The organism is Bacillus cereus (genome assembly GCF_007678085.1).
GTDB classification, from domain to species: domain Bacteria; phylum Bacillota; class Bacilli; order Bacillales; family Bacillaceae_G; genus Bacillus_A; species Bacillus_A cereus_BE.
On record NZ_VEDW01000001.1, the window covers coordinates 1187531 to 1205679 of the forward strand.

Consider the following 18149-nt stretch of genomic DNA (forward strand, 5'->3'; position numbering starts at 1 on the left):
ACTACCTATTTTTTAATGGCTTTCATAATAAGAAAATGTGGATTTGTATTTAGATAATGATATGATTTTTCGTTTACTTCTCTCATTGTTTCAACTGGTCTCGGTTCCACCATTTTTTCTAACACAAAACAATTAGTTGTTTCATTAATTACGTCTTGGAGTGACCTTCTAAAAAAGCTAACCTCTATTGTAATATTGGGTTTAACCCAAGTATCTACCAATAATTCTTTTTCAAAATAATTTTCACTAGTAAACTTTGTAAAATCCATAAAAGGATGATGAATGGAGTATATAAATTCGCCACCTGGCTTCAATACGCGGCGAAACTCCTGAAATACTTTATTCCAATCTTCTAAGTAATGTAGCGTTAACGAACTTACAATAGTATCAAAACTATTATCTTCAAATGGTAATACTTCTTGCAAGTCATGACAAAAAATCGTTGCTTTATCACCCGTACTTTCCTGTGCATATTTCACCATTTCAGAACTTACGTCAATTGCAGTAACATTTGCTCCTCTTTGTACAAATTGAGAAGTATACCACCCAGCTGCACATCCAGCATCTAATATACTCTTACCTTCTAAATTCTTTGGAATCATCTCCATCATTGCTGGTCTTTCGTAATAGCTGTTATATGGATTTGCGACATCTAAATTTTCATTATATGTACTCGCTAATTTATCATATGTACCTTTGATTGTGTCTTTCAATACATCCACCCCTTATGTATACTAATCTAATAGCTCTTGCTGCTTTTTCTTTGAAAATGACTGTAGAACTAAATCATATGACCAATCAATCATCTTATTAATTTGCTCCTGCTCTACACCTTTATGTATATACACTGTATTCCAATGTTTTTTATTCATATGATACCCCGGAATAATTGCTTCTGGATACTCTTCTCTTAATCTTAGTGCAAGTTCTGGATCACATTTTAATGTAATCGCAGATTTTTCTCCTTCTTCATGGTTTATTATCGCAAATATTTTATTATTAATCCTCATACATGTTGCATTCCAACCATCAGGAGAATCTTCAGTCGCTTTTCTTTTTGATAAACAATATGTTCTAGTTGCATCCATTCTAATTGCCACCTCTTATTCTTTCACGATTTGATTACGGTGCATTACAATTTGTTTCGTCGCATGAAATTGCTGCTCACCATAAAACTTTATTAATTTCTCTCCGCAAAATAGACTAACAATATGAACATGAGATATTTCTTGAAGTAATATTGTTAGCATTTTCTCTCCAATACCTTTATTCCTTACACTTTCATGTACGACAACATCTTCTATGTACGCTCGAAAAACACCATCAGAAACAACCCTAGCAAATGCGATTAATTCATTTTCTTCCCATACTCCAATTGCTAAACTATTCTTTAACATTTTTTGAATATCGATTTCTTTTCTTTCTGTCCACCAACCGACAGAGTCATAAAGTTTTTTTACTTTTTCTACGCAGATTGGTTGTTCATGTTGCAATTTATACGTGTACATTTTCCTTCTCCCATCAAATTGCTCATTTTATTTATTTTGTCTTACTTCCTTCAATATATAACTATGGAATCCAACCTGTTATTAAAAACTACATAAGATTAATTTATAATATCAATTTTACAAATGCAATTGTTACTCCTTCCTTTCACATTCATTATATTAAATATATAGAACGAAAGAAAACCAGTGAATATAATACCAAAAGCATTTCTCATATACTATTTAACTATTAAAACTTGAATTTTTTTCAAGAACTGGTAAGGTTAATTAGGTAAAAAATACATAAAGTGAGGCGATCTTTTGAAAAAGTTTAGTTTATTACTAACAGCATTTGTCATAATCTTATCGTTTTTCATCCCTAATTTTACAAGTGCTAAAGCTTTTCCTGATGTTCCATCTAATCATTGGGCAATTAAAGAAATTAACTATTTATCAGATAAAGGAATTATTAAAGGTACTCCAGAAGGATATTATAAGCCTAGCGATAATGTAACTCGTGGACAAATGGCCTTAATGATAGATTTATCATTAAAATTAGAAAAGCCATCTAGTTATAATCATATTTTTTCTGATGTAACTAAAGGTGTCTATTATTACGATTCTGTACATAAGTTAGCACACAACAACATTGTACAACGTGAAAAAAACTACTTCCCGGATCGCTCATTGTCTCGTGCAGAAATGGCAGTAGTACTTGTTAAAACTTTTGATTTAAAACCGACTGGTGCCGACGTCAATTTCCCTGATGTTCCATCTAATCACTGGGGTTATCAATTTGTCAAAATTTTAGCTCAAAATAATATCACTACTGGATTGCCTGGTGGTACATTTGGTCCAGATGTAAAAGTAACTCGTGACCAATTTGCTACATTCTTGGCTCGTGTATTAGAACCAAATTTCCGTCCAGCTCTTCCTAAGCCTAAAGATAACTTAGAGGTTCATTATATTGATGTCGGACAAGGTGATGCTACTTTTATTAAATCTCCAAGTGGAGAAACTATCCTTATTGACGGTGGTAACAACGGAAAAGGTAAAGTAGTAGCAAATTATCTAAAAGGATTAGGATTCCAAACTATTGATTATATGGTAGCTACGCATCCTGATGCTGATCATGTAGGTGGATTAGATGAAGTCCTATATTCTATGAATGTAAAAAACGTTTACGCCCCTAAAGTAAGTCATACGACACAAACGTTTAAAGACTTCCTAACTGCAGTAGCTAACAAAGGATTAACAATTAAAGAAGCAAAATCTGGTGTAACTTTACCAATCTACGATTTAAACTCACAATTTTTAGCTCCCGTGAAAGAATACGGTAACGATCTAAACGAGTGGAGTGCTGTATTAAAGGTAACACACGGAAGCAAATCTTTCTTATTTACTGGTGATGCTGAATCTAAAAGTGAAAAAGATATGGTTGCAACATATGGATCTAACCTAAAATCTGATGTATTAAAACCTGGTCACCATGGAAGTAAGACATCTTCTTCACAGCCATTTTTAGATGCAGTGAAACCACGTATCGCTGTTATTAGTGCAGGTGCAGGTAACCGCTATGGCCATCCTACACAGGAAACTTTAGCAAAGTTAAATGCAATGTCTGTTAATGTATATAGAACTGATTTAAATGGAACTGTAGTTATTAATAGTGACGGTTCTAACATTTCTGTAAGAACGGAGAGATAATTATGCAAAGAGGTATTATTGACCGTTTTGAAGGTGAACTAGCAGTTATTGAAATGAATAACGTAACAATTGATGTACCTAAATCCAAACTCCCTTCCACTGCAAAAGAAGGTGATGTTCTTATAATCGAGGGTGCTAGGTTTACAATTGATAAGGACGAAACTGATAAAAGAAGACGTGAAATCCAGGATTTAATGAATAAGCTATTTGAATAGCAAAAAAAGAGCCTTCCAACGGGATGGCTTTTTTTTGCACACATAGTAACTTGTTATTTTTTATTATTTAACTTCATACCACCAACCTTTTCGATCAAGCCAACCTTTCATACCGTTTAATTGCGCATCGCTAGTTGGATCGGAAATAAAATACGTTAAGCCATCCGATTGTAAAATGAAGGTAGCAGTCATCTTTACCGATGTTAAAGCTCTCATAGCTTCAGGAGCCTCATATGGTGAAAAAGCACCTGATTGAATGATATTTTGTTTAGAAACTTGTGCTTGTACGTTTTCTTGTTTTTGTACTGAATCAGTAAACCAAGAAAGTGGCTTATTTCCTATTAATTGATTTAAATCGCATTTGCCGATACCTGGTACATTACCTGTCTCGGTGTATTGCCAAATATCACAAGGATATGCTGGTTTGTTACCACCATATCTAGGAATCCATACAAAATCACTTTTTACATTCGCCATTCCGAAAGGCTCATATACATGATGGCCAACATATAAGCCAACTTTTTTAGCACCTAGTCGGCGTAATTCATCGATAAAAGCTTGTGTACCGGCTCTCATATCATCCATTGTTTTTACTTCTACATCAGCCGCCCAAACTGTAGCGCTCTTATCACCGCGATTCCAAAAATCTTGCGCTTCCTTCTTCGCATCAGCAATTGAAATAAATCGGCAAAATGCATAATTACCGAAAGGAATATTTCTTGTTTTCATTGCTTGTACGTAATTTTTATATAAAGGATCCACATAATTTGAACCATCTTGTACCCTAGCGATTACGAAATCTAGTTGTGGAGCTGCTACATCCCAGTTAATGTTACCGTTCCATTTCGAAATATCTACAATATAACCCATTGCTTAACACCTCCTTCATCATTATTATATTCAGAGCTCGTCTTATTGCTCTTCCTCTCCTAAAGATTCAATAGTATTTGTTAGTATGTATAGTAAATACGACAAGTGACTTCTACAAAGACAGTAACTCATTTACAGTAAAAAAGAAAATCATAGTTATACGAATCATGCTATTTGTCCCCATAATTGCATCAGATTAAGTAGTTGCTATAAACTAAAAAAAGCATCACCTTGTTGGCGATGCTTTTGAAATCTGCTTTTCTTGTAAACATGAATACGACTATTATAACCTCTTTTCTAAAAAGTGTTGACTATGTCCTTTAGGATGATCCTCGACTACACCATATTCTCGGTAACCATGCTTTTTATAAAATTCTGGTGCTTGAAAACTAAATGAATCTAATAGTATTAATCTACACCCTTTTTCCTTTGCAATGTCTTCAATTTTATGTAACAGTTGACTGCCATAACCATCATGACGAACTGATTCATCAACCCACAAAAAATCTATATGAAGATGATAAAAATACATCGTTCCTGTTACCCCGCCAAAGATTTTTCCATCCTCATCTTTTACTACGAAACTTACTTGTTCCATCGGCTGTTTTGCTTCATCTGTTAAAATAGACATGTTATATTGAATTACTTTATTTTTTATGTATTCTCCTTCAGCGCGAGTCCCATTCTCTATGTGTTTCATATATTTCTTCCTTTCAACTTAGTTAGCTACCTTTAATTTTCACTTTTCCTTTTTAAAATACTAATAAATACGAATCCACCATAAGTAACAAAACATGAAAAACCAATTATTCCTGGTACAGAGACATAACCTATTCTTATATAACTAATAACAGCAAAGCAAGCGATAGACAATAAAATAGATGGCCAAAATATAAGAGCTGTTTTTCTTCGTCTGTCTTTCGATGTACTTTCTTTCTCTTCAGAAACACGTGTGCCAAAAAGCAATACAATACAAATAAGTATTGCTGCAAAGTAAACCGTATCTAATGACAAATTATGATCGTAAATCGCGATTCCAATTTCCATAGCGATAATCGTTAAAATTAATATGATAATTGTTGAAGTTTTTAAGTTTCGTTTCAATCTTTCACCCCTAGCATGCCTTCACTATACTTTTTGTATATACATATTTATACCTCATTTTATATTGTTTTTTCATCTTCTCAAAATTCGATATAGAATATAAAATCCCTTTTTTGTTACATAATATTTATGCATACAATAAAAAAGATAGCATGAAAGTTCTCCATGCTACCTCCTAAAATAAATATTACATATAACGCAAACATCTACTCTTCAGTAGGTGTTTTAGGACCATTAAGCTCCAATTGATAAAAAGCTAAATCTAACCACCTATTAAACTTATAACCAGCCTTCTTAATTGTCCCCGCATGAACAAATCCATAGTTTTCATGTAAGGCAATGCTGTTCTCATTATGTGCATCAATTCCAGCAATTAAAGTCATATATTCCCTTTCTTTTGCCATAGTAATCAATGCATTCATTAAAGAAGTTCCAATCCCGTTTTTTCTATATTCTTTATGAACATACACAGAGTGCTCAATTGAATATTTATAGGCAGGCCAAGCTCTAAACGGACCAAATGTCGCAAATCCTACTATTTTATTATCTAGTTCATATACTAAAATTGGATAACCTTCAGCCTTTTTTTGTTCATACCAATCTATTCTATTTTCAAGGGTTACAGGTTTATACGTATATACGGCCGTTGTATACAATATAGCATCATTATAAATATCTAAAATGTATGTTACATCTTGTTTCCTTGCTTCCCTTATCATCACTTTCTTCCTTTCCTCTAATTTCACTCCTACATACGAATACGAGCTTTTCGGAAACCATCAAATATATTTAACGCAGCAGATAAAATGTAAATGATAATACCTCCACCAATTAACCAATTTTTAAATTCCTCTGGAGAAGTAGTAAACACATTTGCCACATACGTAATAAATCCTTCATTAAATAAGTGCGAATTTACTACAATTACAATGAATACTATTGTTCCAACTATTTGAAGAATAGCATTCCCGATTGCCAACTTTTTCGTCCATTGTCCTTGTACTAACTTATAAAGAGATATACCTATTTCAAACACAATCACAATTACAACGATTGGCCAATACTGAAGTAACACATCTTGATTAAAAGTTGGCGCGACAAACTTCAATCCGCTTTCCGTAGCATTATATACACCTACAAGATGGTTCGCATAAAAGTAAAGTGTTGCCCATATTGCCGTCCACATTAACCCGCCAAATACTTCGAACTTTGAAATCGATTTTTTCTTTGGAACATACGAAGTATTTTTCAAATCATCAGGCGTCCATTTTTTTAAACTTGTCGTCAACGGTTGAGTACCTTTGTCTTTATCAGTTCTTTCTAAAATTGCAAACACAAGTGTCAACCAGAAAAATACATGGAGGCCTACTTCGATAATTTCCCCAATTCCTTTACCTATCACATTTAAAATTACATTTAATACCGCTTGCTCACCATCATATCCTACAAAATTTTCTGCAACCATTGCAATGAGTGCGATAACAGCTGCAATCGGTATGATCATTTTTAATAATGTCGTATATACATCAAAATAACGTGGTCCAATTAAATGCATTGGCCTATCCAAGTACCCATTTGCCAACGAAACTGGACTCCCCAATTTTTCAAGAACTCTTTTTTCATCATCTTCATTATAATCATCAGGTAACATATCCTCGATTGTTGACCGTAGTTCAAGAATAATATCTTCACGATTTTTTTCAGGTAATCTCTTCGCTACTTCCTCGACGTAAATATCAATCAAATTCATTCTTGTCCTCCTCCTTTAATAAGTTATAAAGTTCTTTCGAATCCTTTATCCATTCCTTTTTCAACTGCAAAAATATCTCTAATCCGTATTCACTTAAAACATAATACTTACGCGGTCTACTCTCCGTTTTATCCCAACTACTCGTCACTAGCTCCTGCTTTTCTAATCGTCGAAGTAGTGGATATAACGTACTTTGATCGATTGTAATCCCTGATTGCTCCAATAATTGGACAAGTGAATACCCATACTGTGGTGTTCTTAACTGGCTTAAAACCGCTAATGTTAATGTCCCTCTTCTTAGTTCAGTAATTAACGAATTTAATAAAGCATCCATTCACTCACCTCGTTTTCATTACTATATGTCATACAGTATGTGTTTTATACTATGTATCGTACAGTATTGTTGTGATAAAAACAACAATTAATTACCAAAAAATAGATAATAAAAAAGCACAAACTATATAATTTGTGCTTTTTAGCTAACTACTTCAGGCAAGTGTTGCTGTAATTTTTCAGAAATCGATGAAACCTTATCAAAAACGTTACCCTTCCTGTATATTTCTACAAAACAATAGCGTTTTTTTATTTTACTGAACATTTTTTTAACAAGATTAATTGCTCCCCAAAACGAAAAAATGAGCTTTTTTGTTACAAGTAGCATAAAATTTCGTTCTGGGGTATTTTATAAAATTTTATCTCGATGGCAATGAGGTAACATCTACAATTGCCTCAATATGAATTACGCCATATACATGCGGATATTCTTGACCATTAGAAGCCAGTTCATATTTTATTTCTGCTTTTATTAAGGATGGATCAATTGTCAGTAATAAAACATCTTCTTCATGACTAAAATGTTTTTCAGCAACTTTTACAGCTTGTTCTAAAAATGAACAATGAATAAATCCCTCTTCTTTTAGTGAAGCTTCATTAATTTCTCCATTTATCTTTGCGATTTCCCAATTTCTTTTTGTTATTACCTTTGTAATCATAGTTATTTTCTCTCCATGTCTTTATATAGAAAAACAAGAGGTTCTTCCTTTTGTTTTTAGAAACGCCTCTTGTTTTTACTATTTATTTTAATCCTTTAATTAAAGGCGATGCTTCTCCGCTATGGAAAATCCATAAATCATGAAGCGACCTTGTACATCCGACGTACAATAACTTCGCATCGTGTTTTGTATTTTTGTAATGTTCTTCATCAACGTCAATTAGTAGAACCGCATCAAATTCTAGCCCTTTCGCCAAGTATACAGGTACTACTGAAATACCACCTTCATATTTACTTTGATCTGCTTCTATGACGTTTACAGCCAGTCCTGCATTTGTTAATTTCTCATATATATCGCGGCATTCATCGTCTGTTCTTCCTATTACCGCAATTGTTTTCACATCTTCATTTTGTAGATGCTTTAACGTCTTCATAATCTCATTAAATTGATCTTCTGTATGGATTACTTTAACATCTTCACCACTACGAAAAACTGGTGTTGCGAGCCCAACTGGAATTTCTGCATTTTTAATAATCTCGTTCGCAAATTCAATAATTTCTTTTGTAGAGCGATAACTTCTCGTCAGTTCATAATAACCTGTTTCTTGGAATACTTCCTTAAAAGCACCCCAATCTTCAATCCCTTGATAATCATAAATTGCTTGAGATAAATCACCTAATATAGTGAAAGAATTACCTAGTGTAATTTCTTTTAATACATAAACTTGGAATGGCGAGAAATCTTGCGCTTCATCAATAACGACGTGATGGAATTTCTGTCCGATTTCAATACCTGTTATGCGGTGATGTATGTAAATTAAAGCTGGTAAATCTTCTACATACACTTCTTTTTTACGACAACTCTTTTCAGTTTCTTTCACAAGTTCTTCAGGCAATACTTCGAATATTTCTTTACTTTTCAATATTGAACTATAAATTGAAAGTGAGCTCATTTTCGGCCAAAACTTCATATAAGTGTTCAATCTCTTTGTCGCTTCTTTTTTTAGTAATTTCTTCTCGTTTGTTTCTCCATACTTTTTCAGTTCAATTTCAATCCAGCGCTTCATTCGGCCGACTAATCTTTCTCTTCTTTTCTTTAATGGATAATGTTTATATTCCACTTGCATCCATTTTTTTATGTCTTTCACTGGAATAATAGCTTTGTCCCATGCTTCAAAATCACTTGTTGGTACTAATTCTTTTTCAAATTGAACTATTCTCTCTTCAATAAAGGACTTAAATTCCAGTGTACCTTTCAATTTACCGAGCATAACCGTTTCTTCGTCACGATTAATAGAAAACGCTTCTTTCAATTTTTCTTCTGTCTGCTTTAGTTTCACCGAATCATCTAACGTTCGTAATGCCCAATTTGGAAATGTTGTTTGACTAATATTCCCTACACCTAATTCAGGAAGTACACTCGAAATATAATCCAAAAACAGACTATTTGGAGCGAATACAATCATTCTCTCAGCTTCTAGCTGCTCACGATATTCATAAATTAAAAAAGCAAGGCGATGTAAAGCGATTGTTGTTTTTCCGCTCCCTGCAACCCCTTGAATAAGTAGTGGTAAGTTTCTTTCCGCACGAATAATATCATTTTGCTCCGATTGTATCGTCGAAACAATATCCTTTAGTTTATTATCTTTATTCTCACCTAATCGATATAGAAGAAAATCATCGGCATGAGAGACATCTTCATTTCCTTTTACATATGTATCAACAACACGTTCTAGTTCTCTTTTTCGAATAGAGATGTTTCGCTTTAAATACACATCACCTTCTACTAATCCGTCTGGTGATTGATAAAACGCTAATTCATCTCCACCGGTAAATGAATAAAACATACTTGCGACAGGTGCCCGCCAATCAATTACAATTGGTTTCATTGTGTCTTTATGTGAAACACCTACTTTACCGATATAAATCGGCATCACATCTTCCCTGCCATCCTCCTGAAAATCTAATCTTCCAAAGTACGGTTCTTGCACTCCAATACGTAAATTTTGCCTATTAGATTCTCTCATACTTTCTAGAATTTGTTCTTTAAAATCATCTCCATAATAAACCGGAATGTTTTCGAGCTGTTCTAATTGATCATCCATCGTACTTAATGTATCTTTCATTTTTTGTAACTCTTCTTCAAAAATGTTGTTCATTTGATGATTCCCTCCTGTCCGTTCTAATTTTTCAGTCGAAATACAATTGTATTAAAAATCCATTTATAAAGTCAATAGTTTCAATTTAAATTTTCCGAAAAAACTCACTTTTCATCTTTCTAATTTTGAAATCTTATCGTTATTTTTACATTATAAGAATAAAAAACCTCTAAATTACAACACTTTACATATAATAAAATAATGCGTACAAATGCTATTAATTTCTTTTAATAGCATTTGTACACTAACTTACTAAACTCTCATCTACCTTTCTATCGATTTCCCCCTTTCACTTGTAAAATAATGAGAAGTGTCAATAAATAAATACCAAAAATAAAAAGGAATTTATACGAAATGACTACAACCAATAGAAAGCATGTAAAGTTACATTTAATTATTTTTGTGTTAATTGTGCTAGCAAGTGGTTGGATCGGTGTATTTCTTGATTCTCTTCTAACAGATCAGCCTGAAGGAAATTCTTTAGGCATGGGCTTATGGCTTATACTTCCTTTCTTCGTCAGCATATTACTTAGAGTTCTTAGCCGAAATTGGCATGATTTTGGTATCAAACCAAATTTAAAAGGAAGCTTTAAATGGTATTTCGTAGCAATACTTATTTATCCATTCGTTACACTAATAACTATAAGCTTAGCTCTATTTTTCGGAGTCGTTAACATATCTAACTTTGAGATGTCCTCATTATGTTCACTCATACTCATGTCTACTATAGGCAATTTTATTAAAAATATTTTCGAAGAGTTCTCTTGGCGCGGTTATTTAACCCCAAAGCTTATTGAATTAAAGTTAAACGATTGGCTAATTTATTTAGTTTCTGGTTTAATTTGGGCTCTTTGGCATGCGGCTTATTATATAGTCTTTTTACCAAATGAGTATTTCGAATCCATTTCAAGATTAAATATGCTTTTATCAGGATGTATACTTATGGTTTGTTGGTCTATTATGTATGTCGAAATATATAGACTTACAAAATCAGTGTGGCCATGCGTAATCATGCATGCAATTGAAGATGCCGTTCCTACCGTTTTAGTTACAATAACAGGTATTATTACACTAACCAACAGCAGTGATTTTTGGTTAAATCCTATTAGCGGAGTTGTTGCTACTATTATATTTCTTGGAATTGGGATCGTACTAAGATCCATAAGAATTAAAAAAGAACGACAATTAAATACGAGAGATAGTCAATTATTCACACTATAAAAGTAAAAAAGAGTAAGGAATTAATCCTTACTCTTTTTTACTTTTATACGATATGATAAACATTCATTTAATGACGCTTGCTCTTTATATTTTCTCTCTTCAAAGTCATACGCCCCTCCTGGGAAAATCCCAACTATACTGAAACGAGCCTCTGCACATAAATTATTAATCTCATCTATAGTATAGCAACGTAAAGATTGTGTCACAATATCATTTGAAGAATCCGTTTCCCACCAATGGTCCAGCATTCTAGCATTTTCACTATCATATTCATATTTTCGCATTGCAGAATAGATCGGCATTTCTTGTCCATTTGCTTTTTCCCAATATAAAGGTTGATAAATATCAATAAGTGCACACCCATCATCTTTCAACCAACTATGGATGCGTTTTAATAAAAATAATTGTTCTGCATCCGTTCCTACACCAAATCCGTCCAAATAAGTAACGACATCAAACTTTTCTTCAAAATTAATTTTATAAAAGTCAGCACAGTGAATAACAATATCATTAGAAGAATGTTCTTTCGCAAACATAACTAACTCTCGTACTAGCTCAATTGTAGTCATCTTTACATTCAAATTAGACATCGCTCTTGCAAATCCACCATTTCCTGCTCCTAGTTCTAACATCGACTGAAATGTATATCCAACTTGTTCTTTTACTTCTTTAGCAACTTCCTGTAACCAATTTTCATTATTTACATCATAGCTTAGTAGTTCAAATTGTTTTTTATAAAATTCTTTTACATTTACTTCGTTCATTAATATTCTCCTCCTGTATATTATTTTTCTACTACAGGTGAGAAACTAAATTTCTGATACCCATGAAAAATCCTCCTTTTGATTTCCCTACATTTACATTTTATCTAAATAATAAGAATTTTTAAAGTACTAAAACAAAAAAACAGATAATGGATGTTCCCACTATCTGTTTCTATGGCTGCCTTTATTGTCCTTTTTGATACTTTACCCAATCACCAGAAACGATAACTTCCTTCAGCATTTCTTTATCTTGAGCAACATACACAAATGCACGTATTTCTCTATCAGCTAAATAAATCGTTTCGGTGATTCGGTCATATAGGTCTCTCTCCGCATTACCTGTGTATTCTTCCAGTTCATCTAATTTTTGCAGAACATCATCATTTACCTCGTAAACTTCTCCATATACTTTGTCTTCATTTGAACAAATCATTGCCGGATACCCTTCGTTTGTATCAAATAATTTGCCATACATCCATGCTTCGTCTGCGATGCACATTGCACCTTGTATAAAATGAGCATTCGCTTGCTCTTTTCTTAACGTGCCATACACGAAAACGTGATACATATATCCCTATCCCCTTTATATGTCTCTACTTTCTAATTTGTAAATAAGCACGAATCATAAAGTAACTCACTTCATTTGGAAGTTGTTCCTTAATCGATTTCAGGCCACCATCTGCATTTTGCACGGCAGTTTCAATCAGTGATTCATATTCTGCAGGAACAAAACTATTCCAGTCTACTTCCATTCCATCTTCAAAAGAGCGAATTAAATGATTTTCAATCGTTTGTCTTGATAAGCCACGTTCTTTCGCAATTTCATCTAGATCAATAGCTTGTTTATACATTTCATACGTTTCCAAATGAGAATTTGCTGAAGCTTTCCCTGATTTTTTTCGCTCTGTCACGACTTCTGTCTTAACTGTTTCAGCATAGTTTGGATTTTCCTCAATAAAGTGCTGAACTGCCTGTAAAAAGTGCGAACCATACTTCACAAGTTTATGTTCGCCAATCCCTTTTACAGTTAAAAGTTCAGAGTCACTTTGCGGCATTTTTGCGCACATATCTTTCAACGTTTGGTCAGAGAAAATAACGAATGGAGGTACACCTTCTCCTTGCGCAATTTCTTTACGTACTTCGCGTAGCACTTCAAATAAAGGATGATCTTGAACAATTTGTCTCGTCTCTACTCGTTCTTTACGTAAAACATTCTCTTTACCAAGTAACACTTCTTTCCCTTTTTCTGTTACTTTTAATGTCGGATACGTACCATGTTCAACTGCGATTAACTCATCTGAAATTAAAAACTCAATAAATTCACTAACTTCTTTTACACTACGATTTGATAGTAATCCGTATGTTGGTAAAGTATGAAAATTAAATTCAATAACTTTCTTATTTTTCGATCCAGTTAAAACTTGTGCAATCATTTGTTTTCCAAATCGTTGGTTCGTTCTAATCATGCAAGATAGAACCATTTGTGATTCTCTTGTCACATCGATACTTTCGCGGTCGTCTGTACAATTACCACAGCGTCCGCAATCTTCTTTCGGTTCTTCTCCAAAGTATTGCAAAATAAATGATTGTAAACATTGTTCTGTATGACAGTAGTCAGTCATATTTTGCAGTTTTTCAAGTTCATTTGAAAAACGAGATTCTCCTGTCGATTGGTCAATTAAAAAGCGCTGTACTTGCACATCTTGAGAAGAATATAGCAATATACATGCACTATCTAAACCGTCACGTCCTGCACGTCCTGCTTCTTGGTAATAACTTTCCATGTTTTTTGGCAGTTGATAATGGATAACGTAACGAATATTCGATTTATCAATACCCATTCCGAATGCAGATGTCGCTACCATTACACTCACTTCGTCACGTAAAAAGAGTTCTTGCTGCTCATTTCGATCGTTATCACTCATACCAGCATGGTATTTTGAAACAGAAACTCCCGCTTTCATTAAATCCTCATACAATTGATCAACTACTTTTCTAGTAGCAGCATATATAATCCCAGATTCTTTTTGATTTTGACGAATATAATCCGCTAAATATGCATGACGATCTTGTCCTTTAATTACAGAAAATGATAAGTTCTCACGCTCAAACGTTGTCATAATCGTGTTTTCTTGATTAATTCCAAGCGTGTTGCAAATATCTTCACGAACTTGTGGTGTTGCCGTCGCAGTTAATGCTAGTACAAGCGGCTTTTCTGGAAGATAATCTAATATGCGATGGATATGTAAATAACTTGGACGGAAATCATGTCCCCACTGCGAAATACAGTGCGCTTCATCAATTGCAATCATCGGGATTTTCATATCGATAAGTTGGTCAACAAACTCCATTGAATCAAGACGCTCAGGCGCTACATAAAGTAACTTATAATGGCCTTGTTTCGCTAATTGAATTCGTTGATTCGCTTCTGCAATAGAAATAGAACTATTAATATAAGTAGCTGAAATACCGTTTTGTACTAATGTATCTACTTGGTCTTTCATAAGTGAAATCAAAGGTGAAATAACTAATGTCGTTCCTTCGAATACTAATGCGGGAATTTGATAACAAATTGACTTACCACCGCCCGTAGGCATAATACAAACTGTATCTTTCCCATCTAATACATTTTTAATTGTTTCATCTTGTCCTCTTCGGAATGACGAATAACCGAAGTAAGACGCTAAAAGTTCTTGTGCTTTTGTAAACAAAAAAGAGTCACCTGCTTTTCTTTATCTTTCATCTACTACTATTATATCATCACTTATGTGACTTGAAAGTAATCATTACATGACTATCAGCTTGCTTTTTCATTATTTTATGCTTCTTTTCATTTTAGAGGCTAATTAGCAACTAAAATGAATTTCAAAATAAATACACATTTTATTCAATCCCCTTGAATACTACTAATCTTATACATATGAATTCAGGAGGTTACTATATGAAGCAGCAGAATATTAGTTCCATTAAGCAGAAAACAGTACCGAATCCACTCCAATTCTCGAATCATGATGCGTGGAAATATGAATCATATTATAAATACCAGCCATTATTTTCTTATAGGAAACTTTTTCATTTTCTTTCTCAACTTTTTAAACGTTAATACGTGTGCCAAATATATCATTCATAATAATTTTCTCAATATAACCCTTATAGACTTACTACAATACAATTGATATCATATGAAATATTCTGTTGGATAAACCCCTTAAGTTAACCTGCTTATATAAGCAGGTCTTTTTTGATTATTATATATTTTAGTACACTTTTAAATATAATTGTAAATCTTTTCTACATTTTATAACCATACTCCATTCACCACAAATCATGATAATTAAAAAAGGTTAAATATAAATTCTTAACATTTAATTATTCAATTCTTTTTTTCTCAATACACAAAACGATTTTCACTTGTTACTATAAAAGTACTCTAGATGAGTTTTTGCTCATCAACATTATCTAGTTAATGGGATCTGCTGCGGGAAGCGGATCCCTTTGACTTTATTAAAGACCAACTTTCATTTGGACACATTTACCAGGTTTTTTTAATAGAATTTTATGATAACATTATTTAGTCGAGTCCGACATCTCGGCAATACCCTTTTGAGGCTCTGCAACTTCCCTTGCAGAGCCTTGTTTATTTTTATATTCATTTTATTTATATATACCACAATAAAATTCTTCATCTTTTTCCATATCAATTTCTGAAATTAATTTAGGACACGTAACTAAATATAAATTCCCATCATACTTTGAGTTATACATGTTCAAAGGAGTGTTACCGTTTATGTATTCTTATTGGCAATCGTATTACTCTCCCTATCATAACCCTTATGTACACTTTGATACATCTGTACGTAATTACCGAATTAGTAAAAACGAAAACTTTCTAAAAGGTTATATGCGTTCTTTATGGGAGCAACATGTCGCTTGGACGAGATTAGCTATAATAAGTATTGTCTTTAATTTACCAGACGTTAACGTGACAGTTGGTCGTCTTCTTCAAAATGCAACACATATGGGACTATCACTTGAACCATTCTATGGTGAGGATGCTGTAAAAAAATATAGTGCACTAATTAAAGACCACTTAGTCATTGCTGCGGATCTTGTTAAAGCCGCTAAAGCTGGTGATCAAAATGCAGCTGCTGCTATAGAGAAAAAATGGTACGCTAACGGTGATGAAATTGTGGCATTTCTTACTAGCATCAACCCATATATAGAAAAAGAAGAATTTAGAAAAATGTTTTATGAACATTTAGCATTAACTAAAGCAGAAGCACTTGCCTTTCTAAATAAAGATTTTGAAGCAAGCGTAAAACTATATGATAAAATTGAAAAAGAAGCATTAGAAATGGCTGATATGATAACAAACGCAATCGTAAAACAATTCCCACAAGTGTTTCAATAACAATAAGCCGATTTGAAAAAACAAATCAGCTTATAAAACATTCTATCAATGAAATTTCACCTCTCCTCTTTACATTTAACGTATATCGATATATTTTATTAATATCCGTTTTTTATAGGAGGAAATCTTTTGATTAACGCCATTGGTCTCGTATTTATACTCACAAATAAACACGAGAAAAAGAAGAAAGTTTATCTAAATGAAAAATTCGCATTAATAGACATTATTGATTCTAAAGAAGTAATTGATGATGAAGGGAACTCACTAGTAGAACTAACATGTAAATACAGTATTTATCTAGATGAAAAATATTACTGTAAATCTCTCGATGATTATACTGGGCAAGTATTTCCGTTCTTGAGCGCTAAAATAGGAAAAGGTCTTCTCAGAAACTTAAATTACTATTTCTCTTACGTTGATGCCTATGATAAAAAACCACCTGTTAAAGAAATTAGACCACTTATGAAACAAGTTACGAACAGATAATGTAAAATACGCAAAAAAAGAAAGCATCTAACTTCAGATGCTTTCTTTTTTTGAATCCTGAACTCGTTAACTTCTATCCTTCTTCTAAAAGTATGTATTTAGGCATACTTTTAATTAAAAACATTGGAGGATTAAACTGAATGAAATACTCAGAAACAATTGTTAGTAAACGGCTTCGAACCCTTAAAATATTTAGTATGTTTATCATGCTAGTTTTAATGGGATGGCTTGGATATACAAAATTAATTTATGAAAACGGATTTCTTCAAGAAAAGAAATTTTCAGTTGAAGTAATGAATACTAGTATTACAGGAGAAATTGAACAGAATTTCCATGTAAACTTACAAGGTTATCGTAAAACAGACATTGATACTATTATAGATACAAGTAAAACCGATCCAAGTGAACTATCATTAATCGAGCTAATTAATACATCTTGTTCGCGAGATTGCATAAGTGAACCATTGACATATGTGGATGGAAAAAATGGATATATCTTTTATACGGAGTCTACCGGAACTAATGTAGCTATACAGATTAAAAAACAAGATACATGGGAAATTGTAAAAAAATCTGTTCGAGATGGAATATAACCTAATAAAAAAGAGTACGTAACGTACTCTTTTTTATTATTAATACCCTTCATGTTTACAATGGCATTTCGGTTTCTCTTTACAATTACATTTTTCACAATCACACTTCGGTTTCTCCTTGCAACAACACTTGTCACAATCGCATTTTGGTTTCTCTTTGCAACGACATTCGTGACAATCCCTACATTTACAACCACATCTTCCAAACATTAAATCGTCCCAAAATGAACGCCTACAATTACAATGATTCCCCATGAATATGCATCCTCCTAAATAGAATTCATCATATTCTATGTTTAATAGAAGAAAAAGGTTTGTTCGCTAGTCTAGTTTCTACGTTTTAAAACTAGTGTTATAAGTATTAGACCTTCTTACATACTCTAAGGGCAAA

At 33.0% G+C, this 18149-nt stretch carries 21 protein-coding genes and 1 pseudogene; 7 read left to right on the forward strand and 15 right to left on the reverse strand.

What is annotated here, in order from left to right; all coding sequences use genetic code 11:
* Positions 1 to 5: 5 nt before the first annotated feature.
* From FS742_RS06070 to FS742_RS06080, 3 genes are read right to left on the reverse strand one after another with little or no spacing between them, the layout of a single operon-like run.
* Positions 6 to 713 carry a class I SAM-dependent methyltransferase gene (locus tag FS742_RS06070; RefSeq protein ID WP_144611607.1) on the reverse strand — a complete coding sequence of 236 codons (708 nt, stop codon included), beginning with the start codon at positions 711 to 713 and terminating at the stop codon, positions 6 to 8.
* A 21-nt stretch (positions 714 to 734) separates the two neighbouring features.
* Positions 735 to 1088, reverse strand: a complete 354-nt coding sequence (locus tag FS742_RS06075; protein WP_144611608.1) for an MmcQ/YjbR family DNA-binding protein — start codon at positions 1086 to 1088, stop codon at positions 735 to 737.
* A 15-nt stretch (positions 1089 to 1103) separates the two neighbouring features.
* Positions 1104 to 1508, reverse strand: coding sequence for a GNAT family N-acetyltransferase (locus FS742_RS06080; protein ID WP_144611609.1), 405 nt, complete (start codon positions 1506 to 1508; stop codon positions 1104 to 1106).
* A 300-nt stretch (positions 1509 to 1808) separates the two neighbouring features.
* On the opposite strand from FS742_RS06080, the gene FS742_RS06085 reads away from it, so the two are divergent.
* Positions 1809 to 3194, forward strand: coding sequence for an S-layer homology domain-containing protein (locus FS742_RS06085; protein ID WP_144611610.1), 1386 nt, complete (start codon positions 1809 to 1811; stop codon positions 3192 to 3194).
* A 2-nt stretch (positions 3195 to 3196) separates the two neighbouring features.
* A complete protein-coding gene (locus FS742_RS06090) occupies positions 3197 to 3409 on the forward strand; it encodes a DUF3006 domain-containing protein (RefSeq protein ID WP_144611611.1) in 213 nt (70 codons plus the stop codon).
* Positions 3410 to 3472: 63 nt separating this feature from the next.
* On the opposite strand, the gene FS742_RS06095 is transcribed toward FS742_RS06090, so the two are convergent.
* The 8 genes from FS742_RS06095 to FS742_RS06130 all read right to left on the reverse strand — a co-directional run bounded on the left by FS742_RS06095 (position 3473) and on the right by FS742_RS06130 (position 10283).
* Positions 3473 to 4279: a GH25 family lysozyme gene (locus FS742_RS06095; protein WP_144611612.1), complete on the reverse strand. Its 807-nt coding sequence runs from the start codon at positions 4277 to 4279 to the stop codon at positions 3473 to 3475.
* Between the two features lie 283 nt (positions 4280 to 4562).
* Positions 4563 to 4979: a GNAT family N-acetyltransferase gene (locus FS742_RS06100; protein ID WP_144611613.1), complete on the reverse strand. Its 417-nt coding sequence runs from the start codon at positions 4977 to 4979 to the stop codon at positions 4563 to 4565.
* 32 nt (positions 4980 to 5011) lie between these two features.
* Positions 5012 to 5383, reverse strand: a complete 372-nt coding sequence (locus FS742_RS06105) for a hypothetical protein (RefSeq protein ID WP_144611614.1) — start codon at positions 5381 to 5383, stop codon at positions 5012 to 5014.
* Between the two features lie 206 nt (positions 5384 to 5589).
* Positions 5590 to 6102: a GNAT family N-acetyltransferase gene (locus FS742_RS06110; RefSeq protein WP_144611615.1), complete on the reverse strand. Its 513-nt coding sequence runs from the start codon at positions 6100 to 6102 to the stop codon at positions 5590 to 5592.
* A gap of 29 nt (positions 6103 to 6131) precedes the next feature.
* Positions 6132 to 7133, reverse strand: a complete 1002-nt coding sequence (locus FS742_RS06115; RefSeq protein ID WP_144611616.1) for an HAAS signaling domain-containing protein — start codon at positions 7131 to 7133, stop codon at positions 6132 to 6134.
* Positions 7120 to 7467: a PadR family transcriptional regulator gene (locus FS742_RS06120; RefSeq protein WP_061679735.1), complete on the reverse strand. Its 348-nt coding sequence runs from the start codon at positions 7465 to 7467 to the stop codon at positions 7120 to 7122. Before FS742_RS06120 ends, FS742_RS06115 begins: the two co-directional genes overlap by 14 nt.
* 358 nt (positions 7468 to 7825) lie before the next feature.
* Positions 7826 to 8125 carry a DUF952 domain-containing protein gene (locus FS742_RS06125; protein ID WP_144611617.1) on the reverse strand — a complete coding sequence of 100 codons (300 nt, stop codon included), beginning with the start codon at positions 8123 to 8125 and terminating at the stop codon, positions 7826 to 7828.
* 82 nt (positions 8126 to 8207) lie between these two features.
* Positions 8208 to 10283: a HelD family protein gene (locus tag FS742_RS06130; RefSeq protein WP_144611618.1), complete on the reverse strand. Its 2076-nt coding sequence runs from the start codon at positions 10281 to 10283 to the stop codon at positions 8208 to 8210.
* Between the two features lie 354 nt (positions 10284 to 10637).
* On the opposite strand from FS742_RS06130, the gene FS742_RS06135 reads away from it, so the two are divergent.
* Positions 10638 to 11504, forward strand: coding sequence for a CPBP family glutamic-type intramembrane protease (locus FS742_RS06135; protein ID WP_144611619.1), 867 nt, complete (start codon positions 10638 to 10640; stop codon positions 11502 to 11504).
* Positions 11505 to 11524: 20 nt separating this feature from the next.
* Here FS742_RS06135 and FS742_RS06140 read toward each other — a convergent pair whose 3' ends face one another.
* The 3 genes from FS742_RS06140 to recQ form a co-directional block, all read right to left on the reverse strand.
* A complete protein-coding gene (locus tag FS742_RS06140; protein ID WP_144611620.1) occupies positions 11525 to 12268 on the reverse strand; it encodes a class I SAM-dependent methyltransferase in 744 nt (247 codons plus the stop codon).
* 184 nt (positions 12269 to 12452) lie between these two features.
* Positions 12453 to 12836: a gamma-glutamylcyclotransferase family protein gene (locus tag FS742_RS06145; protein ID WP_144611621.1), complete on the reverse strand. Its 384-nt coding sequence runs from the start codon at positions 12834 to 12836 to the stop codon at positions 12453 to 12455.
* 25 nt (positions 12837 to 12861) lie between these two features.
* Positions 12862 to 14979 (reverse strand): DNA helicase RecQ, encoded by a 2118-nt coding sequence (gene recQ, locus FS742_RS06150; protein WP_144611622.1) that lies wholly within the window; start codon positions 14977 to 14979, stop codon positions 12862 to 12864.
* 230 nt (positions 14980 to 15209) lie between these two features.
* Here recQ and FS742_RS27500 point away from each other — a divergent pair, with 230 nt between their 5' ends.
* From FS742_RS27500 to FS742_RS06165, 4 genes are all read left to right on the forward strand, one after another.
* On the forward strand, positions 15210 to 15371 hold the full coding sequence (locus FS742_RS27500; protein ID WP_166703760.1) for a hypothetical protein: 162 nt from the start codon (positions 15210 to 15212) through the stop codon (positions 15369 to 15371).
* 684 nt (positions 15372 to 16055) lie between these two features.
* Complete coding sequence (locus tag FS742_RS06155; RefSeq protein ID WP_137052833.1) at positions 16056 to 16679, forward strand: acetylglutamate kinase; 624 nt, start codon at positions 16056 to 16058, stop codon at positions 16677 to 16679.
* 129 nt (positions 16680 to 16808) lie between these two features.
* Positions 16809 to 17165 (forward strand): hypothetical protein, encoded by a 357-nt coding sequence (locus FS742_RS06160; protein WP_000606238.1) that lies wholly within the window; start codon positions 16809 to 16811, stop codon positions 17163 to 17165.
* A gap of 140 nt (positions 17166 to 17305) precedes the next feature.
* Positions 17306 to 17758: a hypothetical protein gene (locus FS742_RS06165; RefSeq protein WP_144611623.1), complete on the forward strand. Its 453-nt coding sequence runs from the start codon at positions 17306 to 17308 to the stop codon at positions 17756 to 17758.
* Here the strand turns inward: FS742_RS06165 and FS742_RS27910 are convergent.
* Positions 17752 to 17964: pseudogene (locus FS742_RS27910) on the reverse strand (hypothetical protein); the annotation flags it as partial. The gene FS742_RS06165 and the pseudogene FS742_RS27910 sit on opposite strands and share 7 nt — an antisense overlap.
* Positions 17965 to 18149: the final 185 nt, after the last annotated feature.

Coding starts and splice junctions, on each gene's coding strand:
- FS742_RS06075 (WP_144611608.1), bottom strand. CDS start 1,088: ATGGATGCAACTAGAACATATTGTTTATCAAAAAGAAAAGCGACTGAA.
- FS742_RS06080 (WP_144611609.1), bottom strand. CDS start 1,508: ATGTACACGTATAAATTGCAACATGAACAACCAATCTGCGTAGAAAAA.
- FS742_RS06090 (WP_144611611.1), top strand. CDS start 3,197: ATGCAAAGAGGTATTATTGACCGTTTTGAAGGTGAACTAGCAGTTATT.
- FS742_RS06095 (WP_144611612.1), bottom strand. CDS start 4,279: ATGGGTTATATTGTAGATATTTCGAAATGGAACGGTAACATTAACTGG.
- FS742_RS06100 (WP_144611613.1), bottom strand. CDS start 4,979: ATGAAACACATAGAGAATGGGACTCGCGCTGAAGGAGAATACATAAAA.
- FS742_RS06110 (WP_144611615.1), bottom strand. CDS start 6,102: ATGATAAGGGAAGCAAGGAAACAAGATGTAACATACATTTTAGATATT.
- FS742_RS06115 (WP_144611616.1), bottom strand. CDS start 7,133: ATGAATTTGATTGATATTTACGTCGAGGAAGTAGCGAAGAGATTACCT.
- FS742_RS06120 (WP_061679735.1), bottom strand. CDS start 7,467: ATGGATGCTTTATTAAATTCGTTAATTACTGAACTAAGAAGAGGGACA.
- FS742_RS06125 (WP_144611617.1), bottom strand. CDS start 8,125: ATGATTACAAAGGTAATAACAAAAAGAAATTGGGAAATCGCAAAGATA.
- FS742_RS06130 (WP_144611618.1), bottom strand. CDS start 10,283: ATGAACAACATTTTTGAAGAAGAGTTACAAAAAATGAAAGATACATTA.
- FS742_RS06135 (WP_144611619.1), top strand. CDS start 10,638: ATGACTACAACCAATAGAAAGCATGTAAAGTTACATTTAATTATTTTT.
- FS742_RS06140 (WP_144611620.1), bottom strand. CDS start 12,268: ATGAACGAAGTAAATGTAAAAGAATTTTATAAAAAACAATTTGAACTA.
- FS742_RS06145 (WP_144611621.1), bottom strand. CDS start 12,836: ATGTATCACGTTTTCGTGTATGGCACGTTAAGAAAAGAGCAAGCGAAT.
- FS742_RS27500 (WP_166703760.1), top strand. CDS start 15,210: ATGAAGCAGCAGAATATTAGTTCCATTAAGCAGAAAACAGTACCGAAT.
- FS742_RS06155 (WP_137052833.1), top strand. CDS start 16,056: ATGTATTCTTATTGGCAATCGTATTACTCTCCCTATCATAACCCTTAT.
- FS742_RS06165 (WP_144611623.1), top strand. CDS start 17,306: ATGAAATACTCAGAAACAATTGTTAGTAAACGGCTTCGAACCCTTAAA.